The organism is Thalassospira sp. CH_XMU1458, assembly GCF_037027205.1.
In the GTDB taxonomy this organism is placed as follows: domain Bacteria; phylum Pseudomonadota; class Alphaproteobacteria; order Rhodospirillales; family Thalassospiraceae; genus Thalassospira; species Thalassospira tepidiphila.
Genome location: NZ_JAYMDW010000001.1, coordinates 123,104 through 145,270, shown reverse-complemented (window position 1 = coordinate 145,270; position 22,167 = coordinate 123,104). Strand labels below are relative to the sequence as shown.

At 55.4% G+C, this 22,167-nt stretch carries 18 protein-coding genes; 8 read left to right on the top strand and 10 right to left on the bottom strand.

The annotated features are described in order from the left end of the window. The first annotated feature begins 29 nt into the window (after positions 1-29). Positions 30-1,223 (top strand): hypothetical protein, encoded by a 1,194-nt coding sequence (locus WBY09_RS00655; protein WP_336231786.1) that lies wholly within the window; start codon positions 30-32, stop codon positions 1,221-1,223. A 6-nt stretch (positions 1,224-1,229) separates the two neighbouring features. Further along, the gene (gene rfbC / locus WBY09_RS00650) at positions 1,230-1,880 is read left to right on the top strand and encodes a dTDP-4-dehydrorhamnose 3,5-epimerase (protein ID WP_336231785.1); all 651 of its coding nucleotides are present in this window, start codon (positions 1,230-1,232) and stop codon (positions 1,878-1,880) included. Between the two features lie 117 nt (positions 1,881-1,997). On the opposite strand, the gene WBY09_RS00645 is transcribed toward rfbC, so the two are convergent. Then, entirely contained in the window at positions 1,998-3,200 is a 1,203-nt protein-coding gene (locus WBY09_RS00645; RefSeq protein WP_336231784.1) for a M24 family metallopeptidase, read from the bottom strand. 394 nt (positions 3,201-3,594) lie between these two features. Between WBY09_RS00645 and WBY09_RS00640 the strand changes: the two genes are divergently transcribed. Next, a complete protein-coding gene (locus tag WBY09_RS00640; RefSeq protein ID WP_336231783.1) occupies positions 3,595-5,520 on the top strand; it encodes a transglycosylase domain-containing protein in 1,926 nt (641 codons plus the stop codon). Positions 5,521-5,822: 302 nt separating this feature from the next. Further along, positions 5,823-7,703: a transglycosylase domain-containing protein gene (locus tag WBY09_RS00635; protein ID WP_336231782.1), complete on the top strand. Its 1,881-nt coding sequence runs from the start codon at positions 5,823-5,825 to the stop codon at positions 7,701-7,703. A 65-nt stretch (positions 7,704-7,768) separates the two neighbouring features. On the opposite strand, the gene WBY09_RS00630 is transcribed toward WBY09_RS00635, so the two are convergent. The 5 genes from WBY09_RS00630 to WBY09_RS00610 form a co-directional block, all read right to left on the bottom strand. Beyond that, on the bottom strand, positions 7,769-8,626 hold the full coding sequence (locus tag WBY09_RS00630; RefSeq protein WP_336231781.1) for a hypothetical protein: 858 nt from the start codon (positions 8,624-8,626) through the stop codon (positions 7,769-7,771). 967 nt (positions 8,627-9,593) lie between these two features. Beyond that, positions 9,594-10,772 carry an acetylornithine deacetylase gene (gene argE / locus WBY09_RS00625; RefSeq protein WP_336231780.1) on the bottom strand — a complete coding sequence of 393 codons (1,179 nt, stop codon included), beginning with the start codon at positions 10,770-10,772 and terminating at the stop codon, positions 9,594-9,596. A gap of 22 nt (positions 10,773-10,794) precedes the next feature. Continuing rightward, a complete protein-coding gene (locus WBY09_RS00620) occupies positions 10,795-12,297 on the bottom strand; it encodes a tripartite tricarboxylate transporter permease (RefSeq protein ID WP_336231779.1) in 1,503 nt (500 codons plus the stop codon). Positions 12,298-12,313: 16 nt separating this feature from the next. Next, the gene (locus WBY09_RS00615) at positions 12,314-12,844 is read right to left on the bottom strand and encodes a tripartite tricarboxylate transporter TctB family protein (RefSeq protein ID WP_336231778.1); all 531 of its coding nucleotides are present in this window, start codon (positions 12,842-12,844) and stop codon (positions 12,314-12,316) included. A 61-nt stretch (positions 12,845-12,905) separates the two neighbouring features. Then, positions 12,906-13,895 (bottom strand): Bug family tripartite tricarboxylate transporter substrate binding protein, encoded by a 990-nt coding sequence (locus WBY09_RS00610; protein ID WP_008889011.1) that lies wholly within the window; start codon positions 13,893-13,895, stop codon positions 12,906-12,908. Between the two features lie 187 nt (positions 13,896-14,082). On the opposite strand from WBY09_RS00610, the gene WBY09_RS00605 reads away from it, so the two are divergent. Beyond that, entirely contained in the window at positions 14,083-14,988 is a 906-nt protein-coding gene (locus WBY09_RS00605) for a LysR family transcriptional regulator (protein WP_336231777.1), read from the top strand. Between the two features lie 83 nt (positions 14,989-15,071). On the opposite strand, the gene WBY09_RS00600 is transcribed toward WBY09_RS00605, so the two are convergent. Both WBY09_RS00600 and WBY09_RS00595 read right to left on the bottom strand, forming a co-directional pair. Beyond that, positions 15,072-15,701 carry a LysE family translocator gene (locus tag WBY09_RS00600; RefSeq protein WP_336231776.1) on the bottom strand — a complete coding sequence of 210 codons (630 nt, stop codon included), beginning with the start codon at positions 15,699-15,701 and terminating at the stop codon, positions 15,072-15,074. A 49-nt stretch (positions 15,702-15,750) separates the two neighbouring features. Further along, a complete protein-coding gene (locus WBY09_RS00595; protein WP_336231775.1) occupies positions 15,751-16,470 on the bottom strand; it encodes a M48 family metallopeptidase in 720 nt (239 codons plus the stop codon). 287 nt (positions 16,471-16,757) lie between these two features. Here WBY09_RS00595 and WBY09_RS00590 point away from each other — a divergent pair, with 287 nt between their 5' ends. The 3 genes from WBY09_RS00590 (at position 16,758) to WBY09_RS00580 (ending at position 20,958) form a co-directional block, all read left to right on the top strand. Continuing rightward, entirely contained in the window at positions 16,758-17,978 is a 1,221-nt protein-coding gene (locus tag WBY09_RS00590) for an argininosuccinate synthase (protein ID WP_336231774.1), read from the top strand. Positions 17,979-18,062: 84 nt separating this feature from the next. Then, positions 18,063-18,809, top strand: coding sequence for a tRNA pseudouridine(38-40) synthase TruA (gene truA / locus WBY09_RS00585; RefSeq protein ID WP_336231773.1), 747 nt, complete (start codon positions 18,063-18,065; stop codon positions 18,807-18,809). A 445-nt stretch (positions 18,810-19,254) separates the two neighbouring features. Then, positions 19,255-20,958 carry a methyl-accepting chemotaxis protein gene (locus tag WBY09_RS00580; protein WP_336231772.1) on the top strand — a complete coding sequence of 568 codons (1,704 nt, stop codon included), beginning with the start codon at positions 19,255-19,257 and terminating at the stop codon, positions 20,956-20,958. 77 nt (positions 20,959-21,035) lie between these two features. Here the strand turns inward: WBY09_RS00580 and WBY09_RS00575 are convergent, their stop codons facing one another. Continuing rightward, positions 21,036-21,761, bottom strand: coding sequence for an LrgB family protein (locus WBY09_RS00575; protein ID WP_063085879.1), 726 nt, complete (start codon positions 21,759-21,761; stop codon positions 21,036-21,038). Then, positions 21,758-22,126, bottom strand: a complete 369-nt coding sequence (locus WBY09_RS00570; protein ID WP_336231771.1) for a CidA/LrgA family protein — start codon at positions 22,124-22,126, stop codon at positions 21,758-21,760. Before WBY09_RS00570 ends, WBY09_RS00575 begins: the two co-directional genes overlap by 4 nt. Positions 22,127-22,167: the final 41 nt, after the last annotated feature.

Below are 22,167 nucleotides of genomic sequence, written 5' to 3'. Positions count from 1 at the left end.
ATTTGATTGCAAACCTGGCGGGTGAAACCTTGGGCACACTTCGTTTCTCAAAACGCATCACAGGTCTCTCGGCATTCCTGATCGGCTTGTCGGTCGGTGGCATGTTTGGCTGGAACCCGGATTTACGGGCGGCCGAGGTAACTGTCTCTGGCACCGAAACCGTCATCTTTGATAGCGACGTCACCGGATGTGACAACCATCATCTGCCCGATTCACCAGCACGTGCCTTTCGCAATAATCAGGGCCAAATGGTCCTGTTTGCGCCCAACTTTCAGAACCGGGCCTTTGTCGGTTATGGCTTTAACAGTCTGAAACCCGATTGCGACAGCCGGTTCAAGGCCGCGGGCAAAGCCGTACCCGAATTGCTTGATGATCGCACATGGCTTCAGGCGATCTATACCCGCGACGGGCGCGATGTTTATGCCCTGGGCAGTGCCAGTTTCATGCCCTATCGCCATGACATGCCGTGCAAGGGCCGGACAAAACGCACCGATTGCTGGATCAATGGTCTGGTGACACTGAAATCCAGTGACGGTGGCAAGACCTTTGACTATCTGGGCAACCCGCCCCATCACGCACCGTTCCCGCCGCCGGAACCCTATCGCGATGATCGCAAACGCGCGCCAAGTTACGTGACGGTGACCAACATCATCTCCTGGCAGAATTACTATTACGCCATTGTCTGGCGTCGTGCCGATAACTGGGAAGAATCGCGCAATTGTCTGGTGCGCGCCCCGATTGATGATCCCAAACGGTGGGATGTCTGGAACGGCTCAAGTTTCGAGCTGGCCGCAACCCTGACCGATCAGGGATGGTCGGCACGCGAAACCGAATGTGCGCGCGTCGGGCCGGTGGGTGTTTCCTCCATCCGCGGTCTGGTTCGCCACGAAGGATCAAACAGCTTCATCACGGTTTACCTCCATCGCATCCGCAAAAAGGGCGAACCCGACATTGCCGGCTTCTTCTATTCGTCCTCGACGGATCTCAAAAACTGGTCGGAACCCAAACTGCTCTATCGCCAGCCTTTGCAACGCGACGCGGCAGAAGGCGAAACCTTCTCGGCCTATCCGTCGATCATCGACGAAGACAGCACAGACCGTCTGTTTGGCACGGTTGATGACGAAGCCAGCCTGGTTTTCGTCCGTCTTGTCCCGAAACCCTACAAGGATCGCTGGCGTGTGCCGCGCCAACTGATCCGTGTTCCGATCTCGATCAAGGAGTAATGAACAATGCCTGTCGAATTTACCGCGTTTGATATCGAAGGTCCGGTTTTGTTTGTGCCCAACCGACATCGGGACAAACGCGGTGTTTTTGCCGAAACCTTTCGCTATGACGATTTTTGCGAGGTGGTGGGCGATATTGATCTGGTGCAGGAAAACCATTCGATCAGCGTTCCGATCAACACCATCCGCGGCCTGCATTTCCAGACCTGCCCCTATGCCCAGGGCAAACTGATCCGCGTGACACAAGGTGCGATCCTTGATGTCGCGGTCGATATCCGCCCGCGCTCTGCGACCTTTGGTCAGCACATCAAGATCGAACTCAGTGCGGAAAACTGGTACCAGCTCTGGATCCCCGAGGGCTTCGCGCACGGCTTCAAAACGCTCAAGCCCGACACCCATGTCATGTACAAGGCATCGAACTATTACAGCCCCGACCATGATCGCGGGATCGCCTGGAACGATCCCGATCTTGGTATCGACTGGCAGCTTTACGGCCAGCAGCCGGTGGTGTCCGAAAAGGACAGCAGACAGCCCCTATTGTCCGATCTGGACCCTGAAGCCCTTGGTCCCATGGGGCACACGCCGCCAAATCACGATTTCGCACCCCTCAATCTCGCCCGCGCGAATGTCACGGTTTTAAGTGCCAATCCATCGTGATTGGCCCACCGTGACTGTATTGGGTGCGCACGGGTTGCCCATCCAGTCTCCCTGTCCGATGCGCACTCAATCCGGAAATGGGCCCGTTATCGGGCCCATTTCTTGAAACACGCTATCCTAACCAACCACATTGAAGTCCGGACCATACGGGTATCCGGTGATGTTCTCATTGCCGTCTTCGGTGATCACCAGAATGTCGTGCTCGCGGTATCCGCCCGCCCCCGGATTGCTCTCGGCGATGGTTAGCATCGGCTCCATGCTGATCACCATGCCAGGCTCAAGCACCGTGTCGATATCTTCGCGCAGCTCAAGCCCCGCTTCCCGGCCATAATAATGCGACAGCACGCCAAAGCTGTGGCCATAGCCAAAGGTGCGATATTGCAGCAAATCCCGCTCGGCAAAGAAGGCGTTGATCTGCTCTGTCACCTGCGCACAGGACGCACCGGGTTTCAGCAAACTCATGCCAAATTCATGGGCCGCGACATTGGCCTCCCAGATTTTCAGGCTGGCCTCATCGACCTCGCCGACAAACAGCGTGCGTTCAAGCGCTGTGTAATAACCCGAAATCATCGGAAACGTGTTAAGCGACAGGATATCGCCACGCTTAAGCTTGCGTGCCGTCACCGGGTTGTGCGCCCCGTCGGTATTGATCCCTGACTGGAACCAGACCCAGGTATCGCGATATTCCGCATGCGGGAACCGCTTGGCGATTTCAAGTTCCATCGCATCGCGCCCGGCCATGGCGACATCAATTTCACGCACACCTTCCCTGATCGCGTCCCGGATGGCATAGCCACCGACATCGGCGACCTGCGCCCCATGCCGGATCAGGGCAATCTCGGCAGGCGACTTATGCATGCGCTGGCGCATGGTGGCCGGCGCGATGTCCTTGCTGCTGGCGGGTTTCAGGAACTCATCCAGAAGCGCCTTTTGCAAGAGCGTCAAGTGATCGCCCTCATAACCAATCACCTTGCCCGGCCCGGTCACCGAAAGAATGGCGCGCCAGTAATTGTTACGCGCCCAATCGGTATAGGTGATGTTATCGCCATGACAGCGCCGCCAAGGTTGGGCGGCATCAATCCCGGCACTGATCGTGACACTTTCAGATGCGGTGACGACAAGCCCGTAAGGCCGGCCAAAGGCGCAATAGAGGAAGCCTGAATAATAGGCGATGTTATGCATGGAGGTGAAAACACAGGCCTCAACACCGGTGTCATTCATGATCTTGCGCAAGCCCGCAAGACGGGCGTCATATTCGGCTGCCTCAAACGGCAGCACGCGGTCACCTTGGTGAAAACGGTAAAATTCCGGGCGATCCATAAGCGCGTTCCCTTTTTTACGCGTTGCGCATGCAAAGGGACAAAGACCTCCCCCTGTCATGACAACGACAAAGCAAGATCCCGGCGTTCAGGATATGGTTGGTGATGGATTGGGCGCGTGCTTCTGATCGTTTTCACGCTGGCGACGCCATCGCCTGCCCACCCGGACATATTGAGATATGGGCGCAAGTTGGCAAGCAAAATCTGCATCGCCATATCATTGATCACAGTCACCCGCCGCACGTTCGGATATGGTCCCGGCCATCACATCTCTTAGCAGCGGCGTTACCATACGTTCGTATGATAAATCTGGCGATTTAAAGTACTTTATTAACGGCTTGGCGCTTTACTGTCAGAGAATAAGCAAAAACCGCGAGCAATAACGGATATTCGGCGTGGCAGAAGAAAACGACGACAACGAACAAGGCGGCAGGACAGCGGCCAACGCAGCGATGAAACGCATCGCCGAAAAGGAACTGCGCGAGATCCGCAAACGTCAGCGCCGCAAACGCATGATCGTGTTCGGCCTGAGCTTCTCCCTGCTGTTCCTTGCCATCTTCGGCAGCCTGTTTACCATCAAGTCCAACCTTGATCTCAGCCGCAACATGGTCCGCAGCCCCGAAGTCCGTATTCTGGGGTATGACGGTGCGCTGCTTGAAACCATCAAGGGCCACTATAGCCAGGATGTCTCGCTGACCACCTTGCCCGAACGGGTTCAGAACGTCTTTGTCGCCGCCACCGACCCGACGTTTTTTGATCATCTCGGGGTTTCGGGTGCGGATGTTGCGCGCATGTTCAGCACCGAAAATGCGCCTGGCTCAACCATCACGATGAAGGTCGCGCGCAGCTTTTTCAAAACCAAGGACAGCGGCCCCGGCCGCCATATTCAGGAATTTCTTGTTGCCCTCTGGCTGGAATGGAGCTTCAACAAGAAAACCATTTTGCGAAGCTACCTTGAACGCGCCTATGTCGGGCGCGGTATCTTTGGCATCTCGGCGGCATCGCGTCTTTGGTATGGCGGGCCTGCCGAACGCATGACCCTGCATCAGGCCGCCGTTCTGGCCGCCGCCATCAGCGACCCGGAAACCTTCAATCCGCTGTTTTATCCGCGCGAAACCGCCGAAGAAGCCAACAAGATTTTGGCCCGTCTCGCACAATACAAGTTTATCGAGGCGGATCGCGTGTCGGCCCTGACCTTGCTCGAACCGAAACTCGATGTGCAGTACGAGGAAAACGTCCTGTCGGGCTATGTCGTCGATATGGTGCTCGAAGAAGTCGCCGATATTGTCGGTTACAGCAGCCGCGACATTGATGTGCTCACCAGCATCGACTGGAAAATTCAAAATCTGGCGCAGGAAATTGTACCGGAAATCGCCGAACTGCGTTTCAAGCCGCGCGGCGCGTCGCAGACGGGATTGCTGTCCATCAGCCCCGAAGGCCGCATTCGCGCCCTGATCGGCGGTCTGAAATATTCACCGTTCCAGCGTAACCGCGTCACCGACGTTCGGCATTCGCCCGGGCGGATGATCAAGATCGCGACTTATTACTATGCGCTCAATGAAAACAGCGATCCGGCCCAATGGGTGCGCGATAACCGCATGGCGGTCGGCGGCTGGCGTCCGATCAACCCGGATCACGACTATATGGGCATGATATCACTGCGCGAGGCATTTGTGCGTGATGTCAACACGGTGCCAACCAACCTTGCTGATCACTTTGGTCTGTTGAATGTCCGCCAATATGCCCACAATATCGGCATCAAAAGCCCGCTATCGAGCGATATCAGAACCGTCGTCGGCCTTGATCCGGTGACGATCAGCGACGTCACCGCAATTCACGCCCTGCCGCAAAATTCCGGCAAACCACCCCAGATGACCCTGATCAATCGGGTGTCCTATACGGGCGATAATAGCACACCCCCGGTTTATCAACGGGTCGAGGAAGTGCAGGAAAAACGCCTGACCGACGAGGGGATTCAGGCGTCCTACGTTTTGTTTGCCAGTGTCACCGACCCGCAAGTGCGTCTGGATCGTCCGTTTGCCGGTTACGGCACGGTGGCCGGTGGCCGCACCGATGCATGGTATGTCGGGTTCTCGTCCGATCTGATCACAACCGTCTGGGCGGGGAATGACAATCGGTCACAGATGGATGTCCGCGGCGAGGTAGAACTTGCGTCTTTGTGGCGGTTATTTATGCTGGAAGCGCATGATGGTTTACCCATCCGTTCCATGGTCCGTGCATCATCTGAACGCCGTCGCGCAGGCGATGGCGTCAAGGATCTGTGGAAAATGGGTCAAGTTGACAGTGCAAACGGACAATAACGGATAAAACCGTCGCAAAACGGGGAGACGGGGGACTCCCTCCTCGGTTGGGACATAAAAATTGAAATTCGCCGGAAAATGCGGCGCTATCGCCTGTCAGACGCACTTTGGGGTTGTGCGGATATGACGGGCAGGTTGGCGTGTGCACGGCCCGGACCAGACCGATAGGTGCTTTTGTGGCCCAAAGAGAATTCAAAAGGAAAAAGAGCGTCCGTAAAGGCGCGACAGGTTCCAAAAAGCCGAAAAAGCGCGTCAGCAGTTCGGGCAAGAAAGGCGGCAGTCTTTTTGCCCGCCTGGGCGATATGATTCCGGGGCCCGAAGCCATTGCCAAATTCATCGTGCTGGGCTCGATCTGGGTCATGGTTCTGGGCGGCGGGGTTGTTGCCTATTACGGCTATGGTCTGCCCGATAAGGTCAGCTTTGATGTCGCAAGCGAACGCAAACCGTCCATCCGTGTGATCAGTATTGATGGCCAAAACCTCGCGGCCTATGGCAACCGCTATGGCAACCCGGTCGAGGTCCGCAACCTTCCCGACTATGTCGGTCAGGCATTCGTTTCCATCGAAGACCGCCGGTTTTATGACCATTTCGGGATTGATGTCGTCGGCATCATGCGCGCGGCCTGGACCAACCTGACCGCTGGCCGCATTGCCGAGGGCGGCAGCACCATCACCCAGCAGCTGGCCAAAAACCTGTTCCTGTCCCCCGAACGCTCCTTTGGCCGCAAGATCGAAGAAGTGCTTCTGGCCATCTGGCTGGAATTCAAATTCGATAAGCAACAAATCCTCTCGCTGTATCTCAACCGCATCTATTTCGGCTCGGGCGTCTATGGCATTGATGCCGCTGCGCGCCATTATTTCGGCACCGACCCTAGGCGTCTGAACCTTTACGAGGCCGCCGTACTGGCTGGCCTGCCCAAGGCACCAAGTCGCTATAACCCGATGGTCGATCCGAAACTTGCGGCCGAACGCGCCAATGTCGTGTTAGAGGCCATGGCATCAACCGGTGCGCTGACCAAGGCACGCGCCGAACGCGCCAAACAGACCCGGGTGCGCACCGCACGTGCTGCACAGGCAGGACCGGGGGTGCGCTATTTCACCGATTGGGTGCTTGATCGTGTGAAAGATTATGTCGGCTATGTCGATCAGGATCTTCTGGTTTATACCACGCTTGATTCCCGTCTTCAGGCCATCGCCGAAGAAAACCTTCTGCGTGCGCTCGCCAGTAACGGGGCCAAGGAACACCATGTCGGGCAGGCCGCCCTTCTGGCGATGACGCCGGACGGGGCCGTGCGTGCCATGGTCGGCGGGCGTGATTACTATGAAAGCCAGTATAACCGTGTGACACAGGCCCGCCGTCAGCCGGGCTCGGTGTTCAAGCTGTTTGTCTATCTCGCCGGGCTTGAAAACGGCTTTGGCTCGAACGACTGGATGCGCGACGGGCCGATCGTCATTGATGGCTGGGAGCCGCGCAACTTCGATCGCAAGCACCACGGCACCATGTCGATCCGCGATGCGGTGGCAACCTCGAACAACTCGATCGCGGTCCAGCTCTCGCTTGAAGTCGGCCTTGATAAAGTCATTCAAAAGGCGCGTGACATGGGTGTGTCTTCCGAACTCAAACCGGAACCAAGCCTGGCCCTTGGCACCAGCGAAGTCTCGATGCTCGAGCTCACCGGTGCCTACGCGATTGTTGCCAATGGCGGCTTTGCCGTCTTCCCGCACGCGGTCAGCAAGATCACCGGCAAGGGTGGCGAAGTGCTCTATGAACGCTCTGACGACTTCCCGGTCCGTTTGATGAACCCGCTGCATGCCGGGGAAATGAACAACATGCTGGCCGCCGTGGTGTCCAAGGGGACAGGGCGCAACGCCATCATCGACCGCCCGTCGGCGGGCAAGACCGGTACGACATCGGATTATCGCGATGCTTGGTTCATCGGTTACAGCTCCGATCTGGTCGCCGGAATCTGGATGGGCAATGACGATGGCAGCCCGATGGATGAACAGGTCACCGGCGGTGCCCTTCCGGCCGCCCTCTGGCGCGACTTCATGCTGCACGCCCACCAAAACATCCCGGTCCGATCGCTTGGCAAAGCCGCCCTCGCGCGCTCCAAAAAGATCGGCGAAGACGACAGCTGGCGCGACTTCACCGCCGGCTACAGTTCGGGCAACACCAAGCAATAATAGTTGTTTAGGTTTACGTAGATGGCATTCTTTATGCGAACCAGATAAACATCCGCTTTGTACTGTCAATTATGAATGGCAGACTGTAACCTCACGTCAATGAGGTTATGCAAATCCCTAAATGAAGTTCGTGGACACAATCCATCAAGATCTACCGTTTTCAAAGCGGTGATTAAGCCGGAAGCTGCCTCTCTGTGTGAAGTTTGATTAAGCAATAGCGGTCTGAAGTTCTCTGCAGCCTCACGCGCCATTTCGCATTCGCCAATCATCGCTTCTGCTTGCACCCAGTCGCGGATAGAATTTGATTGAACCCAGAATGCTTGTGTGCCTTTCAAGGCTTTGCTTTGTTCCAAAGTATCAGAAAATAGTTTACGACCCTTTTCAATCTCGAGAGGTAGCATTGAAGAGTAAAACCCATACGCTTTCTGTCGGTTAGTCTCCAATTTAAGAAATGGATTTTTGAACTTATTAGACGCGATTTCTAAGTATTGTACCCCGGTGGTATAGTCACCATTGTTGATTAACTCGAGGGCGATTGTGGTCAGTATTGGTGCGCTAATGTGTTCTTTTCGGAGATCAATAATCTCCTTTGCCCGGTCCGTCATTGATATCTTCATTAAGTTCAAGGTCATAGCCGCTTCAGACTGGCCGCTTAAATTCAAGTTGATGGCATCTTTGTTAGCCTGAACGAGATCTTTCGCAATACTATCAAGTCTGATCAGGTCTTGGGAAAGGGCTTTTCTGTCGGATAAAAACGCGATGTCGTAAAGGCTGTATGCACCAGCAGCAATTGAGAGAATGAGCGCAATCAAACCACCGGCCTTTGATAACCGGGAGATCAATCCTTTTTCTCGTTCTTGCTCTTGCTGTATCTGATCAAGACGCTCCTCAATTGCCAATTGGCGCTTGATAATGTCATCCATTATTGTTCGTCATAACCCCGCGCACTGTATGATGTTCTGGGCCCTCTGAAATCCAGTAGGGTAACCTGGTCCTGATGGCATTGGTCCTTGTGCTTGAGCAAAATAGTTTGCTGCTAACCTAGCCGCCTGCGCTGAAACTCGTTGAGCTGCCCAGCAGTCTGCTTGGAGTTCCTGTGCAGCGGTCGCCCAGACCGCCATAGAACGCCACCACATCCCGGTCGGAAGCGTGTGCCCAATCACGTGGTGGGCACATTCGTGTGCCATCAAAAATTCTTCCCAGAGCGGATTGCCTAGTTGGTTTGGGTCAATAATGATGACGGGCTGCCCCCACGCTATCGTTGCCGACGCTCCCTGAGGGTTTGGAGCTAGTGCCATCGGGACGCCGCAGGGGGCTGTACCAATCCACGTCTGCGCTGAAACTGGCAATGTTGATAGGAAGCAAAGTAAAAAGAACAGAACTCTTATCATTGGCATTCCCCAAAGATGTGATTGAGTTGCACCGCAATGAAGGTCAGCGAAAGCACACTTCACTGCTCAAAAAGTCTCCCGTTAGGCGTTCATGTGATTAGCCTTATGAACCAAATACTAATTTATATTTATACAATAAGCAACTTCAGGTTGATGCCTGTCTTGGTTTTTTGTTTACACGGCGCTCATTAATTCGTCACCGTTTTCAACAGAAAGTTTTGCTCAGATAATTCCTGCGGTTCCCCGTTTTCTAGGCTTCGGCTACGCCAAGCAGCATCATTGTTGCCTGCTGTTTTTGTTGTGATGACATTCACAAAAAAAGACCGGCATCGCTTTCACGAGCCGGTCTTCAAGTTGGCTTGCTATGACCACATCCGGGGGGGGATGTGGCCGGGAGTTTCTCACCTGTCAGAACCCCGTTGGTGCAGCATCGGGTTGGGAGACATTCTACTGCGGGGTACCAACCGACGGTGCGGGGTGGCGCGTCGTCATGGTGAGATCAGGCTGCAGCAGCCTGATCTGTGAGCGCTTCGAGGAACTCCAGGCATTCCTCGATCTGCGAAATTTCAATGAACTCGTTGGGCTTGTGCGCCTGACGGATGCTGCCCGGGCCGCAAATGATCGACGGGATGTTGCCCTGCTTTTCAAATACGCCGCCTTCGGAGCCATATGACACCTTGCCGGAAATTTCCGGGATGATGTTACTGACATAGGAAAAGGCTTCCGCATCGGTGCAATCACCCATGCCCGGATAGGAAAAGATCTTCTCGAAGCTAAACCCGGTGTCATCTGCCTTGGCCTTCATCTCGGCATCAAGGGTGTCCATGATGGTCGCTTGCAGACCTGCAATCACGGCTTCGGCGTCATGTTCGGGCAGATGGCGAATTTCAAAGGTGAATTCGCAATATTCCGGGGTGACGTTGGTTGCGGTCCCGCCGCTGATGGTGGTGGTCAGCATCGTGCTGTGCGGCACGGTGAAATCTTCATCAAACGGGCCGTTTTCTTCGAATTCGCGGGCCTGTTCGGCGATCAGATTAATCGCACGTGATGCATATTCGATGGCATTGACGTGATTGGGCGCAAAGGAACTGTGTCCGGCCGTACCCGTGACACCGACCCGCATGGAATATTTGCCCTTCTGGCCGTTAATCACCTTCATGTTGGTCGGCTCGCCAATCACGGCCAAACGCGGCGGCGTGTCCATTGCGGCCAGATGGTCGACCATCGATCCGACACCGATGCAGCCGACTTCCTCGTCATAGGACAGGCAAAGATGGAACGGGATTTCAAGATCACGCTTGACCAGTTCCGGGATCATCGCCAGTGCACAGGCCGAAAAGCCCTTCATGTCCGCAGCACCACGCCCATAAAGCTTGCCATCACGCTCGGTCAGCTCGAATGCCGGGCTTTCCCAGGTGGTCTCAAGGGCTGGTACCACATCGGTATGACCCGAAAGCGCAATACCCGCCACCCCTTTGGGGCCGATGGTCGCCAGAAGGTTGGCTTTCTGCCCGGTTTCATCGTGGAACAGCGTGGACTCAACGCCGTATTCCGCCAGATAGTCACGGACGAAATGGATCAGACCGAGATTGGAGTTTTTGCTCGTCGTGTCGAACGCCACCAGTTTGCCAAGCAGATCGATGGCATGATGAAGGCGGGACATGTTTGGTTTGGACATTTTTATCTTCTTGTTACTCGGTTTAATGCGCGGATGCGTTGGTGGCATCGCGATTGTCGCGCCATTTCTTCCATTCGCGGCGAATGGTCAGAATGACGAACAGAACGGTCAGGGCAAAGAAGCCCCATGAAATCCATGACTGGAAGAAGACACCAAGATCACCGCGCGAAATCGCCAGCGACCGGCGCATATTGTCTTCAAACATCGGGCCAAGGATAAAGGCGATCAGGAACGGGGCTGCCGGGATATTGAGCAACATCATGGCAAAGCCAACCACACCCATCACCAGAAGGACGGTGACATCAAACGGGCTCGCCCCGATGGAATAGATGCCATAAACGCACAGGATCAGAATGCAGGGCAAAAGCAGCGTCTGGGGAATGCGCGAGATTTTGGTAAAGGCACCGGCCGTCGCCTTGCCGGCGACAAACAGGAAGACCGAACTAAACAGGATGCCGATAAACAGCGCATAGACATCGCCCAGATTGTTCTGAAACAGAAGCGGTCCCGGTGTCAGGCCATGGATCATGAACGCACCCAGCATCACACCGGTAATCACATCACCCGGCACACCAAGGGCCAGAAGCGGGATCATGGTCGCACCGCACGCACCGTTATTGGCAGATTCGGACGCGGCAATGCCTTCAAGCTCGCCTTCGCCGAACTTGTCCCCGTTTTTCGAGGTCCGGCGCGCTTCGCTATAGGAAAAGAACGCTGCGGTCGACGGACCGATGCCGGGGATCGCGCCCAGGATCACCCCAATGATCGACCCGCGACAGATCGATTTGATTGATCCGCGAAACTCGGCAAGGGTCAGGCGGTTATCACCCAGCTTCATCGCTGCCGCATTATCTTCCGGGCGGAACACAATCATCTTGATCAGTTCGGGCAGGGCAAACAGACCGATCAGAACCGGCACCATGCCAAGACCCGATTTCATGTCTTCGGAAAGCGCAAAGCGGAACGATCCGTACATGTCTTCGCCAACGGTCGCCAAAAGCAAGCCAAGGCAAGCCGAAATGATGCCCAGAACCAGCGACCGGCCCGAGATACTCGCCACAATGGTGAGCGAAAACGCCATCAGCATAAAGAATTCCGGCGGACCAACACGCAGCGCAAATGTCGCCAGCGGGATGGCGAGGAAGAACAGCGAAATGTTGGAAATGAAATCGCCGATGCAGCTTGAAATCAACGCCATGTTCAACGCCTTGCCACCCTTGCCAGCGCGTGCCAGCGGATAACCGTCAAGCACCGTGCAGGCGGCCGATGCCGTGCCCGGCGTCTTGATCAGGATGGCCGAGATTGATCCGCCATAGGTCGAGCCTTTGTACAGCGCAACCAACAGCAAAATGCTCGTAACCGGGGACAGATAGAACGTAAACGGCAGGGCCAGGGTGACGGCCATGGTCCCGGTCATGCCCGGGATCGCGCCAATGATCACACCGCCCCAGATCCCGGCAAACATCGCCAGAAAATTCGGTAACGTTGCCACCTCCTGAAAGGCGTAAAGCAATTCATTCCACATAACGATGAACTCTCAATCAGATCAGGGTGGTCAGGTGGGAAATGTTCGCCGACAACAGCTTGCCCTTGGGGAAGGGCGTATGCGTGACTTCGGTAAACAGCAGATACAAAAGAACCGGAAAAATGACCGCAAGGCCGATCATCCAGAACTTGCGTTCGAAATTGCCCGTCATGACAAACAGCACGCCAAGCAACAACACCGTCGCCGGGACAAACCCGATCAGCGGCATGCCATACACAAAGGCGGCAAACACGATCAGGATGCCGGCAAAACGCAGCAGATGGGTCTTGTTGCCAAGGATGCGGTTGCCAAATCCTTCGACCCGGTCACGGCCAGCTTCGCGCATTTTCGGGAATGCCAGAACAAGCGCAAGAACACCCATCACCAGTCCGACAATGGCTACAACCCGTGGCCACATATCGGGCGGCGGGGCAAAGCCCGGAATGAAAGACGGAACCTTCACATAGATCGGGATCAGAACGAACAGGATGACGGCAAAGAAGACCGTTGCCACCAGCCCGGCATAGAAATCACGATTTTGGTTCATGGTTCCGTCTCGCATCAAAAGTCTGAACTAAACGACGTTGGTAGGGTCAGGACCCTAACGCTTACTGGATGTAGCCGAACTTCTTGGCCATGCCGTTATAAAGCTCGAACTGGCTTTTGACGTAGGCAGCCGGGTCTTCATCGCCGATGATCGAGGTCGAACCACGCTTCTCGGCAAGATCAAGCCACTGTTCGTCGGTCGCAACCTGACCAAGGATCTCGGTCCATTTGGCGACGACATCTTCCGGAAGACCTTTGGGCGCATACAAACCGCTCCAGCCGCCAACCTGACCGGCCTGGGCATAACCCAGTTCTTTCGCGGTCGGGACGTCGGGCAGGGAAGCCATACGTTTCGGCGAATAGACCATCAGCGGACGCATTTTACCGGCTTCGATGTGGGGCATCAGCGAACCAGCAGCAATGGCGAGGAAATCAACGTGACCGCCAAGCAGGGCAGCGGCCAGTGCAGAGCCGCCTTTATATGGCACGAGGGTGGATGCGGTCAGCGGGTCAAGACCAACGTCAGACAGCAATGCCTGAACCGTAAAGCCGTCAATCGCGGTGGGGCCGGATGCGGCATAGGTGGTGGCACCGTTGCTGTCTTTGATTTTTGCAATCAGCTCGTCGATGGTCTGGATGTCGGAATTGGCGTTAACAGCCAAAATCATCGGGGTTGCTTCAAGCATGCCAAGGAAGGTGTAAGCATCCCAGCCAACCGGGCTGTCGGTATAGACAGCCGGATAAAGCGCCATGCCAACACGCGACAAAAGAAGGGTATAGCCATCCGGGTCGGCTTCGGAAACGAAGCGCGCGCCATTCATGCCGCCATTGCCGGTCTTGTTGACGACAACAACCGGCTGCCCGCCGGTATAGTTGCTTGCGGTTTCTGCCAGCGCACGGGCGGCCAGGTCAGATGCACCGCCGGCACCATAAGGTGCGACCAGCGTAATGGCTTTTTCAGGATAGGCGTCTGCCTGCGCGGTCGAAATCATGGATGTGGTTGCAAGGATTGCGGCTGCGATCCCGGCTGCTTTCTTAAGCTTGTGAAACATTTTCATGTCTCCCTGGGTGGTGGTGGCAGAATTGCCGAAGCTCAGACTGGTTTTCACTCTGTCTTTTGTTTTTGTGCCTTCTTGCATAGACAAACTATAACCGGTGACGCAAAAAATTAATTCCAGTATAACTAATTTACATACTGAACAGCGTTCTGCGGCCGAAATCCGGATTTGGGAAAGCACGATGAAACTGCGCGAACTCGAAAGCTTCAATGCCTTTATGACCCACGGTTCTGTGACGGGCGCGGCGCAGGCGATGAATATCAGCCAACCGATGGTCAGCCGGCTGTTGAACAATTTTGAAAAATCGGTCGGGTTTGAACTGTTTACCCGCAAACGCAACCAGCTGATCGCCACTTCCGAGGCCCAGCAGTTTCATGCCACCGTGTTGCGATCACTCAATGCCTTTCGCGAGGTCGAAACCCAGGCGCGTGCGATTGCCAATGATCAGTTGGGTGCGATCCGCATCGCCGCCCAGCCGATCTATGTTGATACCTATCTGCTTGATGTTGTTGCCAAGTTCAAACAGGCCCATCCCAAGGTTTCGATCAGTATTACCGATACGGGCCTCGAAGGGATGTTGGATATGATTGCCACCCGGCAGTGCGATCTTGGCATCGGCATTACCCTTGATCTGCAAGACCCGGATGTGGTGATCACCCCACTTGCGCAATCGCGTGCCGTCTGTCTGATGCCGGTCGATCACCGGCTGGCAAAATTTGAAACCATCGATATCGATTTGCTGCGCGGTGAAGACTTTGTTGAACTCTCCATCGGATCGCCCTTGCGCACCAAGATCGACTATATTTTCCAGATTGCCGGCTGGCCGCGCAAAATCGCGGTCGAGGCCCGCACGATCCGCACGATCTCGCGTCTGGTTGAACGCAATGTCGGCATTTCGGTCAGTGATCCGTTCGCAGCCCTTCTGGTCGACACCAACGAGGTTGTCGCCCGCACCCTGACCCCGACCATCGAATGGGATGTGGCACTGTTTACCGCGTCACGTGAACTGAGTGCGGTGGAAAAACGGTTTCTCGCATTTCTGCGCGCCGAATTGCCAAATCTGCGCGCCAGCGGCTGTATTGTATGAGGATTTGATTTGGCCCTATTTGGGGCGATACGCCGGAATCGGCCTATTATTCACTGAATTTGAATAATGACCCTGATTATTCACTATTTCCGGTCAAAGGCCAGCTTGGCTGCAAGGCCTAAAAAGATACAGCCGGTGGCGATCTGAAAGGCGCGCGCAATCTTCGCCGATCGCGACAGAACCTGGCCGATTTTCCCGGCAAAACTGCCAACCAGACAATTGATAATCGTCCCGCCAATATTCAAAATCAGCCCGAAAATCAGGAACTGCAACAAAACCGACCCGCGCGACGCATCGACAAACTGCGGAATAAACGCCAGCACAAAGACAATGATCTTGGGATTAAGCAAGTTCACCACAATCCCGTCCCGCCAGGCAGTAAAAGCCCCGGATCGCTTGGTTTGTGCGGGTTTCAGGCGCTGATCGGTGCTGCGAAATGCGCCAATCGCCAGCCACACCAGATAGGCAATCCCGGCCCAGCGCAACACATCAAGTGCCACCGGATGGGCGGCAACAAGGGCTGCCAGTCCAAGCCCGGCCAAAGCTGTATGGATCAGCGCACCGGTTGCAATCCCGAAGCTTGCCGCATTGCCCGCCATCGGCCCGGATTTGATGCCCTGACCCAGACAAAACAGCATGTCATTGCCCGGCGTCATGTTGAGCGCCAGAGCAGTGGGGATGAAAATCGCCAAGGTTTCCAATGGGATCAGCATGGTTTACGTCCTTTAGGAGTAAATGTGAGGATTGCTCACATTTCAATATTTACGCGCTTCCAGCCCCATAGCGATGCAGTGCCGCGCCATGTTTCTTAAGCCAGTGTTGCTGCTTTTTCGAGGGGCCATACAAATCATCGACCACGGCCCAGAAACGTGCGGAGTGGTTTAGTTCCTGCAAGTGCGCGACTTCGTGGGCGACGACGTAATCCAGCACATCTTCCGGGGCCAGTACCAGTCGCCAGCTAAACGACAGATTGCCCGACGATGAACAACTGCCCCAGCGTGTGCGGGTGTCTTTGAGCGAGATGCGATTGACCTTTTTGTTGATCTGTTCGGCATAAGCATGGGCGCGCGGGGCGATTTCAAGCTTGGCCTGTTTTTTAAGGAAATCGGTCACCCGGCGGTTGGTATGTTCCGGCTGACCGGAGACCCAGATCACGCCCGCCTCGACCCAGACTCCGCGTTTTGCATCGGGCACGGCACGGATGGCGTGATCATGGCCCATGAAGGGAATCCACGCGCCAGGCATGAATTGCACCCGTTCGGGCAGGCGGTTCATATGGGCCGCCACCCAATCGCCATGCTGATGGAGCATCGAAATCGCCATTTTGCGCGACACCCCGTTGGGGACGACGATTTCGACACCGTCGAATGCCGGATCAATGCGCAATTTGAGTCGCGTCGCGCGCGCACTTGGCCGCAATCGCACCGGCAGCGGGCCGATTTTGGGCATATCGATCTCGGTTTCTTCGGTATTCTTGAGCATTCGGCGCGGATTTTTCCAAAAGAGAGGCAAAAAGTGCGATCTTTTTGTGCCTTTTTCGGGCCAAGCCCATCTTGGGTCTTGCCCCTTAGTAGTGTTTTCCTATACTCCGCGCTCAAGGTCTAGGGCTCTTTGCGCAAGCTGCCCTGCAATTTGCGCAAAGAGCCGTCGAACGGTCCAATGGGTCGTTCGGGACTGAACGCAACGACAATGTTGCATAGACAACAGGGATGGACGGCCCAACCAAGCCGCCACCTGCATTACATCGGAAGAAGAAAGGCGTCACTCCCATGAGCGATCAGGTCAAAAAGGTCGTCCTTGCCTATTCAGGCGGTCTGGATACCTCCATCATCCTGAAATGGCTTCGCGAAGAATATAACTGCGAAGTCGTGACCTTCACCGCCGACCTCGGCCAGGGCGAAGAGCTGGAACCGGCCCGCAAAAAGGCAGAGATGTTCGGCGTCAAACAGATCTTCATCGACGATCTGCGCGAAGAATTCGTCCGCGACTTCGTATTCCCGATGTTCCGTGCCAATGCCCTTTATGAAGGCGTTTACCTGCTCGGTACCTCGATCGCACGTCCGCTGATTGCCAAGCGCCAGATCGAAATCGCCGAAGAAGTCGGTGCAGATGCCGTTTCCCACGGTGCCACCGGCAAAGGCAACGACCAGGTCCGCTTCGAGCTGGGTTATTACGCGCTTAAGCCGAACGTCAAGGTCATCGCACCGTGGCGTGAATGGAAGCTGAACTCGCGTACTGCTTTGCTGAACTTTGCCCGCGAACACCAGATTCCGATTTCGGCTGACAAGCTTGGTGGTGACGAGCCGCCCTATTCGACCGATGCGAACCTTCTGCACATCTCCTACGAAGGCAAGGCACTGGAAGATCCGTGGGTCAAGCCGAACGAAGGCATGTTCGAGCGCACCGTTTCCCCGCAGAACGCACCGGATGCGATCACCACGATCGAGGTTGAGTTCGAACAGGGCAACCCGGTTGCAATCAACGGCGAACGCATGAGCCCGGCCACTTTGCTGACCAAACTCAACGAAGTTGCTGGCAAGAACGGCATTGGTCGTCTTGATCTGGTCGAAAACCGTTATGTCGGCATGAAGTCGCGCGGCGTTTACGAAACCCCGGGCGGTACCATCCTGTCGGTTGCACATCGTGCGATGGAAAGCATCACCCTTGACCGTAACGCAGGTCACCTCAAGGACGAGCTGATGCCGCGTTATGCCGAGATGATCTATAACGGGTATTGGTGGTCGCCGGAACGTCAGGCCCTGCAGCGCCTGATCGACGAGACCCAGCGTACCGTGAACGGCGTTGTGCGCCTTGACCTGTACAAAGGCAACGTCACCGTCACCGGCCGTAAGTCGCCGAACTCGATCTACTCTGAAGAGCATGTCACGTTCGAAGCCGACACCGTCTATAACCAGCGCGATGCAGAAGGCTTTATTAAGCTGAATGCGCTTCGTCTGCGTCTTGGTTTTGACCGCGACGGCATGAAGTAAGTTTCCGCAAGCAATTGTGGACAAGCAAGCGAGGGGCATTTTTGCCCCTCGTTTTCTTTTGGATCAGACGATATAAAGCAGCCCATGCAGCGCTATAAATGTACCGTCGAATATGATGGCCGCCCCTATCACGGTTGGCAGTATCAGGACGAAGTCATTTCGGTTCAGAAGGTCTTTGAGATCGCGATCGAAAAATTCGTCGGTGAATTTGTGCGTGTCTATGTTTCGGGCAGAACCGATGCGGGCGTTCATGCGCTGGGGCAGGTGGTGCATTTCGATCTGCCGAAATACTACCCGGCGGATGCGGTGATGAACGCGATCAACCATCACCTCAAACCCGATCCGGTGGCGATCAAGGAATGCGAGGAAGTCACCGAGGACTTCCATGCGCGCTTCTCGTCAAAGAAACGCTACTACATGTATCGCATCATCAATCGCCGCGCCCCCCTGACCTTTGAGGCGGGGTTGGCCTGGGGCGTTTATAAGCCGCTTGATATTGATGCGATGAATGAAGCGGCCCAACACCTGATCGGGACGTTTGATTTCACGAGCTTCCGGGCCAGTGAATGTCAGGCCAAAAGTCCGATCAAGACGCTGGAAAAGCTTGAAGTCACGCGCGGGATCGAAAACCCGCTTGAAATTCGGGTCCATACCGAAAGCCGGTCTTTCCTGCATCATCAGGTGCGCAATATGGTCGGCACACTTGTTCTCGTCGGCAAGGGCGCCTGGAAGCCAATTGACGTTAAAACGGCCCTTGAGGCCAAGGATCGCAGTGCCGGCGGCCCGACCGCACCGGCCGACGGGCTTTATTTCGTCAAGGTCGATTACTGACACCCGATCAGATCGAGATCCGTTCAGCGTCTGAGATAAATTCAGCAGACGAATATTCAGCCTGACCTTTGCGCATTACCTGTGCGCATTTCATCCTTCCTGGACCGCCTTGTAAAAAAACGGTGCACAGGCGAAATTTTTTTCGGTTTTCTGTCTACCACTCCCCATATGACGCTTATTGATATGGTTGTTCATCTTATGGGTAGGTGTTCACCTATCGGTAACGAACTGTAATTACACTATTAATTAATCTTTAGTTGGCTGACTCGCGTTCAGGTTGCGAAAAGTCTGTACGATAGTATTGCTCTATACTAAAGTTTAATTTATAGGATTGTATATCTTATATCTCTGCTGAACCAGGCGACCAAGACCCGGGAAGATGCTGAACCGCCGATCTAGTTGCTAGAGGGGCTCGTCGGTGACCAACGATGAAATGAGAGTGAGTATGTCGAAAAGTTTGATTTTCAAGGTGGCTCTCGCCGCCGTTGCGATCCTGATTGCGGGCATCGCGCTTCTGGGCTTGCTGATCATGCAGCGCATCGATGACAAGGTGGCAAGTGACAGTCTTGAATCGCAGAAACTGAACCTTCGCGTAGCTGCGATGATTTTCAAGGATAATTATCCCGAATTTTCCATGAAAATCAGTGAGGATGGTGAAACCTCCGATCTCGTCATTCCCGAAATCCCGGACCTGTCGTCACACGAAATGATTGACTCGATCGGGGCTGCCACCGGTCAGACGGCAACCGTGTTTGCCTTCGTCCCGGCAGAGCAGGACTTCGTGCGTGTTTCGACCAACATTATCAAGCCGGACGGTCAGCGTGCGGTTGGCACCATGCTTGGCAAGGGCAGTGCGGCCTATCAGCCGATCATGTCGGGTAATACGTTCCGGGGTGAGGCGCTTATTCTTGGAACGCAATATGTAACGCAATATTCGCCGATCAAATCGCCGACCGGTGATACGCTTGGTATCCTGTATGTCGGTATCGAGAAGGCACAGGTTGCCCAAGTGGCGACCGAGATCGAACTGCGGATCGCGATTGTCGGTATTATTGTTGCCATCGCGTCTGCTGTCTTGCTGTTCCTGTTGCTGCGCTGGCAGCTTGGACCGCTGCGTGATCTTGGTCAGACGATTTCCCGCTTTGTCGAACGTGACTTTTCCGAAGAAGTTTCGTTTACCGATCGCAAGGACGAGATTGGCGTGATTGCCAATGGTCTTTTGCGTTGGCGTGAAACGGCTGAAAAAATGGGTGAGGCCGAGGCCGCCCGGGTGGAAGCCGAAAAACGTGCCGAAAAGGAACGTTTGGAACAGCGTAACCGTCTGGCCCATGAACTTGAACAATCCATCGGTCAGATCGTTGCATCTGTACGCCAGTCGTCGACCGGCATGCAGAAATCCACCGAACTGATGCGTGAGTCGGCCAATCATTCTCTGACCCAAAGCCAACGGGTGTCTGAGGCCGCCAATGATTCGGCACAGAGCGTTCAAACGGTTGCAGCCGCGACCGAAGAACTTTCCGCCTCGATCAGCGGCATCGGTGATCAGGTCCGCGAATCAACAGCGATTGCCGAAACCGCCGTTGGTGAAGCATCGCGTGCCAACGAAATGGTCGGCGGGCTGGCCGAAGCAGCCGAGCGCATCGGTGAAGTTGTCAGCCTGATTAACGACATTGCGGCCCAGACCAACCTTTTGGCGCTCAACGCGACAATCGAGGCCGCCCGGGCTGGCGAAGCCGGCAAGGGCTTTGCGGTTGTGGCGCAAGAGGTCAAAAACCTTGCCAACCAGACTGCCAAGGCAACCGATGAAATCGCCCAGCAGATCGGGGCGATTCAGGGCGAGACCAGGGTTACAGTCGAGGCAATTGAAAAGGTCACGCATACGATTTCGTCGATCAGCGAAATCGCATCAGGCATTTCTTCGGCAGTGAGCGAACAGAACGCCGCCGTCAATGAAATCGCCAACAGTGCGACCAGTGCATCGTCCGGCTCGAGCGAGGTTGTCGCCAACATCAACGAGATTCACGAAGCCGCCGCCAGCAGTGGGGCAGCCGCCAGTGAACTTGATCAGAATGTTGGTGCGATGGCCAAGCAGATCGACAGTCTGCAAAAGACCGTGTCGAACTTCCTGTCGCAATTGCGCGCAGGCTGATCGGATCACGTTTGCGGCGGGATACCTGCCGTGGAACCAAATAGAAAAAGGGTGGGCATATGCCCACCCTTTTTTGTTTACCCGAATATCCAGTGCCACAGGAACGGGATGGTCAATGCGGTGGCAAGGGTATTGAGCCCCATGGCGAGGCCGGAAAAGGCCCCGGCGGTTTCATTGACCTGGAAGGCCCGCGCTGTTCCGATGCCGTGTGATGCCACCCCCATGGCAAAACCGCGTGCGCGCCAGTCCTTAAGACGGGCCATATTCATCACCATCGGGCCAAGGGTGGCGCCAACAATGCCCGTCGCAATCACGCAAACCGCGGTCAGGGCCGGAACACCGCCGATATTTTCAGCAATCCCCATGGCGACCGGGGTGGTGACGGATTTCGGGGCCAGGGATGCCAGTGTTTCCGGGCTTGCGCCCAATGCCCAGGCCAGAATGACCGTGCTGGCACTCGCAACCAGTGATCCGAACAGGACCCCGAATGCGATGACTGGCAGCGCGCGTTTCAGCGTTTCGGTCTGACGAAACAGCGGTACGGCAAGGGCCACGGTGGCCGGACCCAAAAGGAAGTGGACGAACTGCGCGCCTTCGAAATAGGTGGCATAGGGCGTGCCGGTGACTTTGAGCAACAGGGCAATCAGGGCAATGGCGATGACCACCGGATTACAGATCGGGTTGCGGTCGCTTTTCTGATACAGCCAGAAGCCGATGGCATAGGCGACAAGCGTGATGGTGAGACCCGTTAGCGGTTTGGCCGACAGGTAAACCCAAAGCTGGGTGATATCGGTCTCGTTCATTGCCCGTCCTCCAGACTTTCGCCCGGTTTGGCCTTGGGCAGCAGTTTAGACATCAAAAGGGCGGTCAGCACCATGGCGAGCAGGGTTGAGATGATCAGGGCGGCGGCAATCGGCAGCCAGTCGCCCTTAAGACGATCAATCTGAGTGACAACGCCGACACCGGCTGGAACAAACAGCAAGGAGAAATGGATCAGCAGATTGTCGGCCGCATCTGTCAGCACCTTAGGCGGGTTGCGTTTGATCAGAAGGCCGATAAACAGCAGCACCAGACCGATGACCGGGCCGGGAACCGGCAGATCAAACAGTTCCGAGACCACCTCGCCAAACAGCTGGCAGACAAGGATCAGGGCAAAAGCAGCAATCATCAAAAACCTCCCCACAGGCACATGCATGTTTTTCTGCGTAA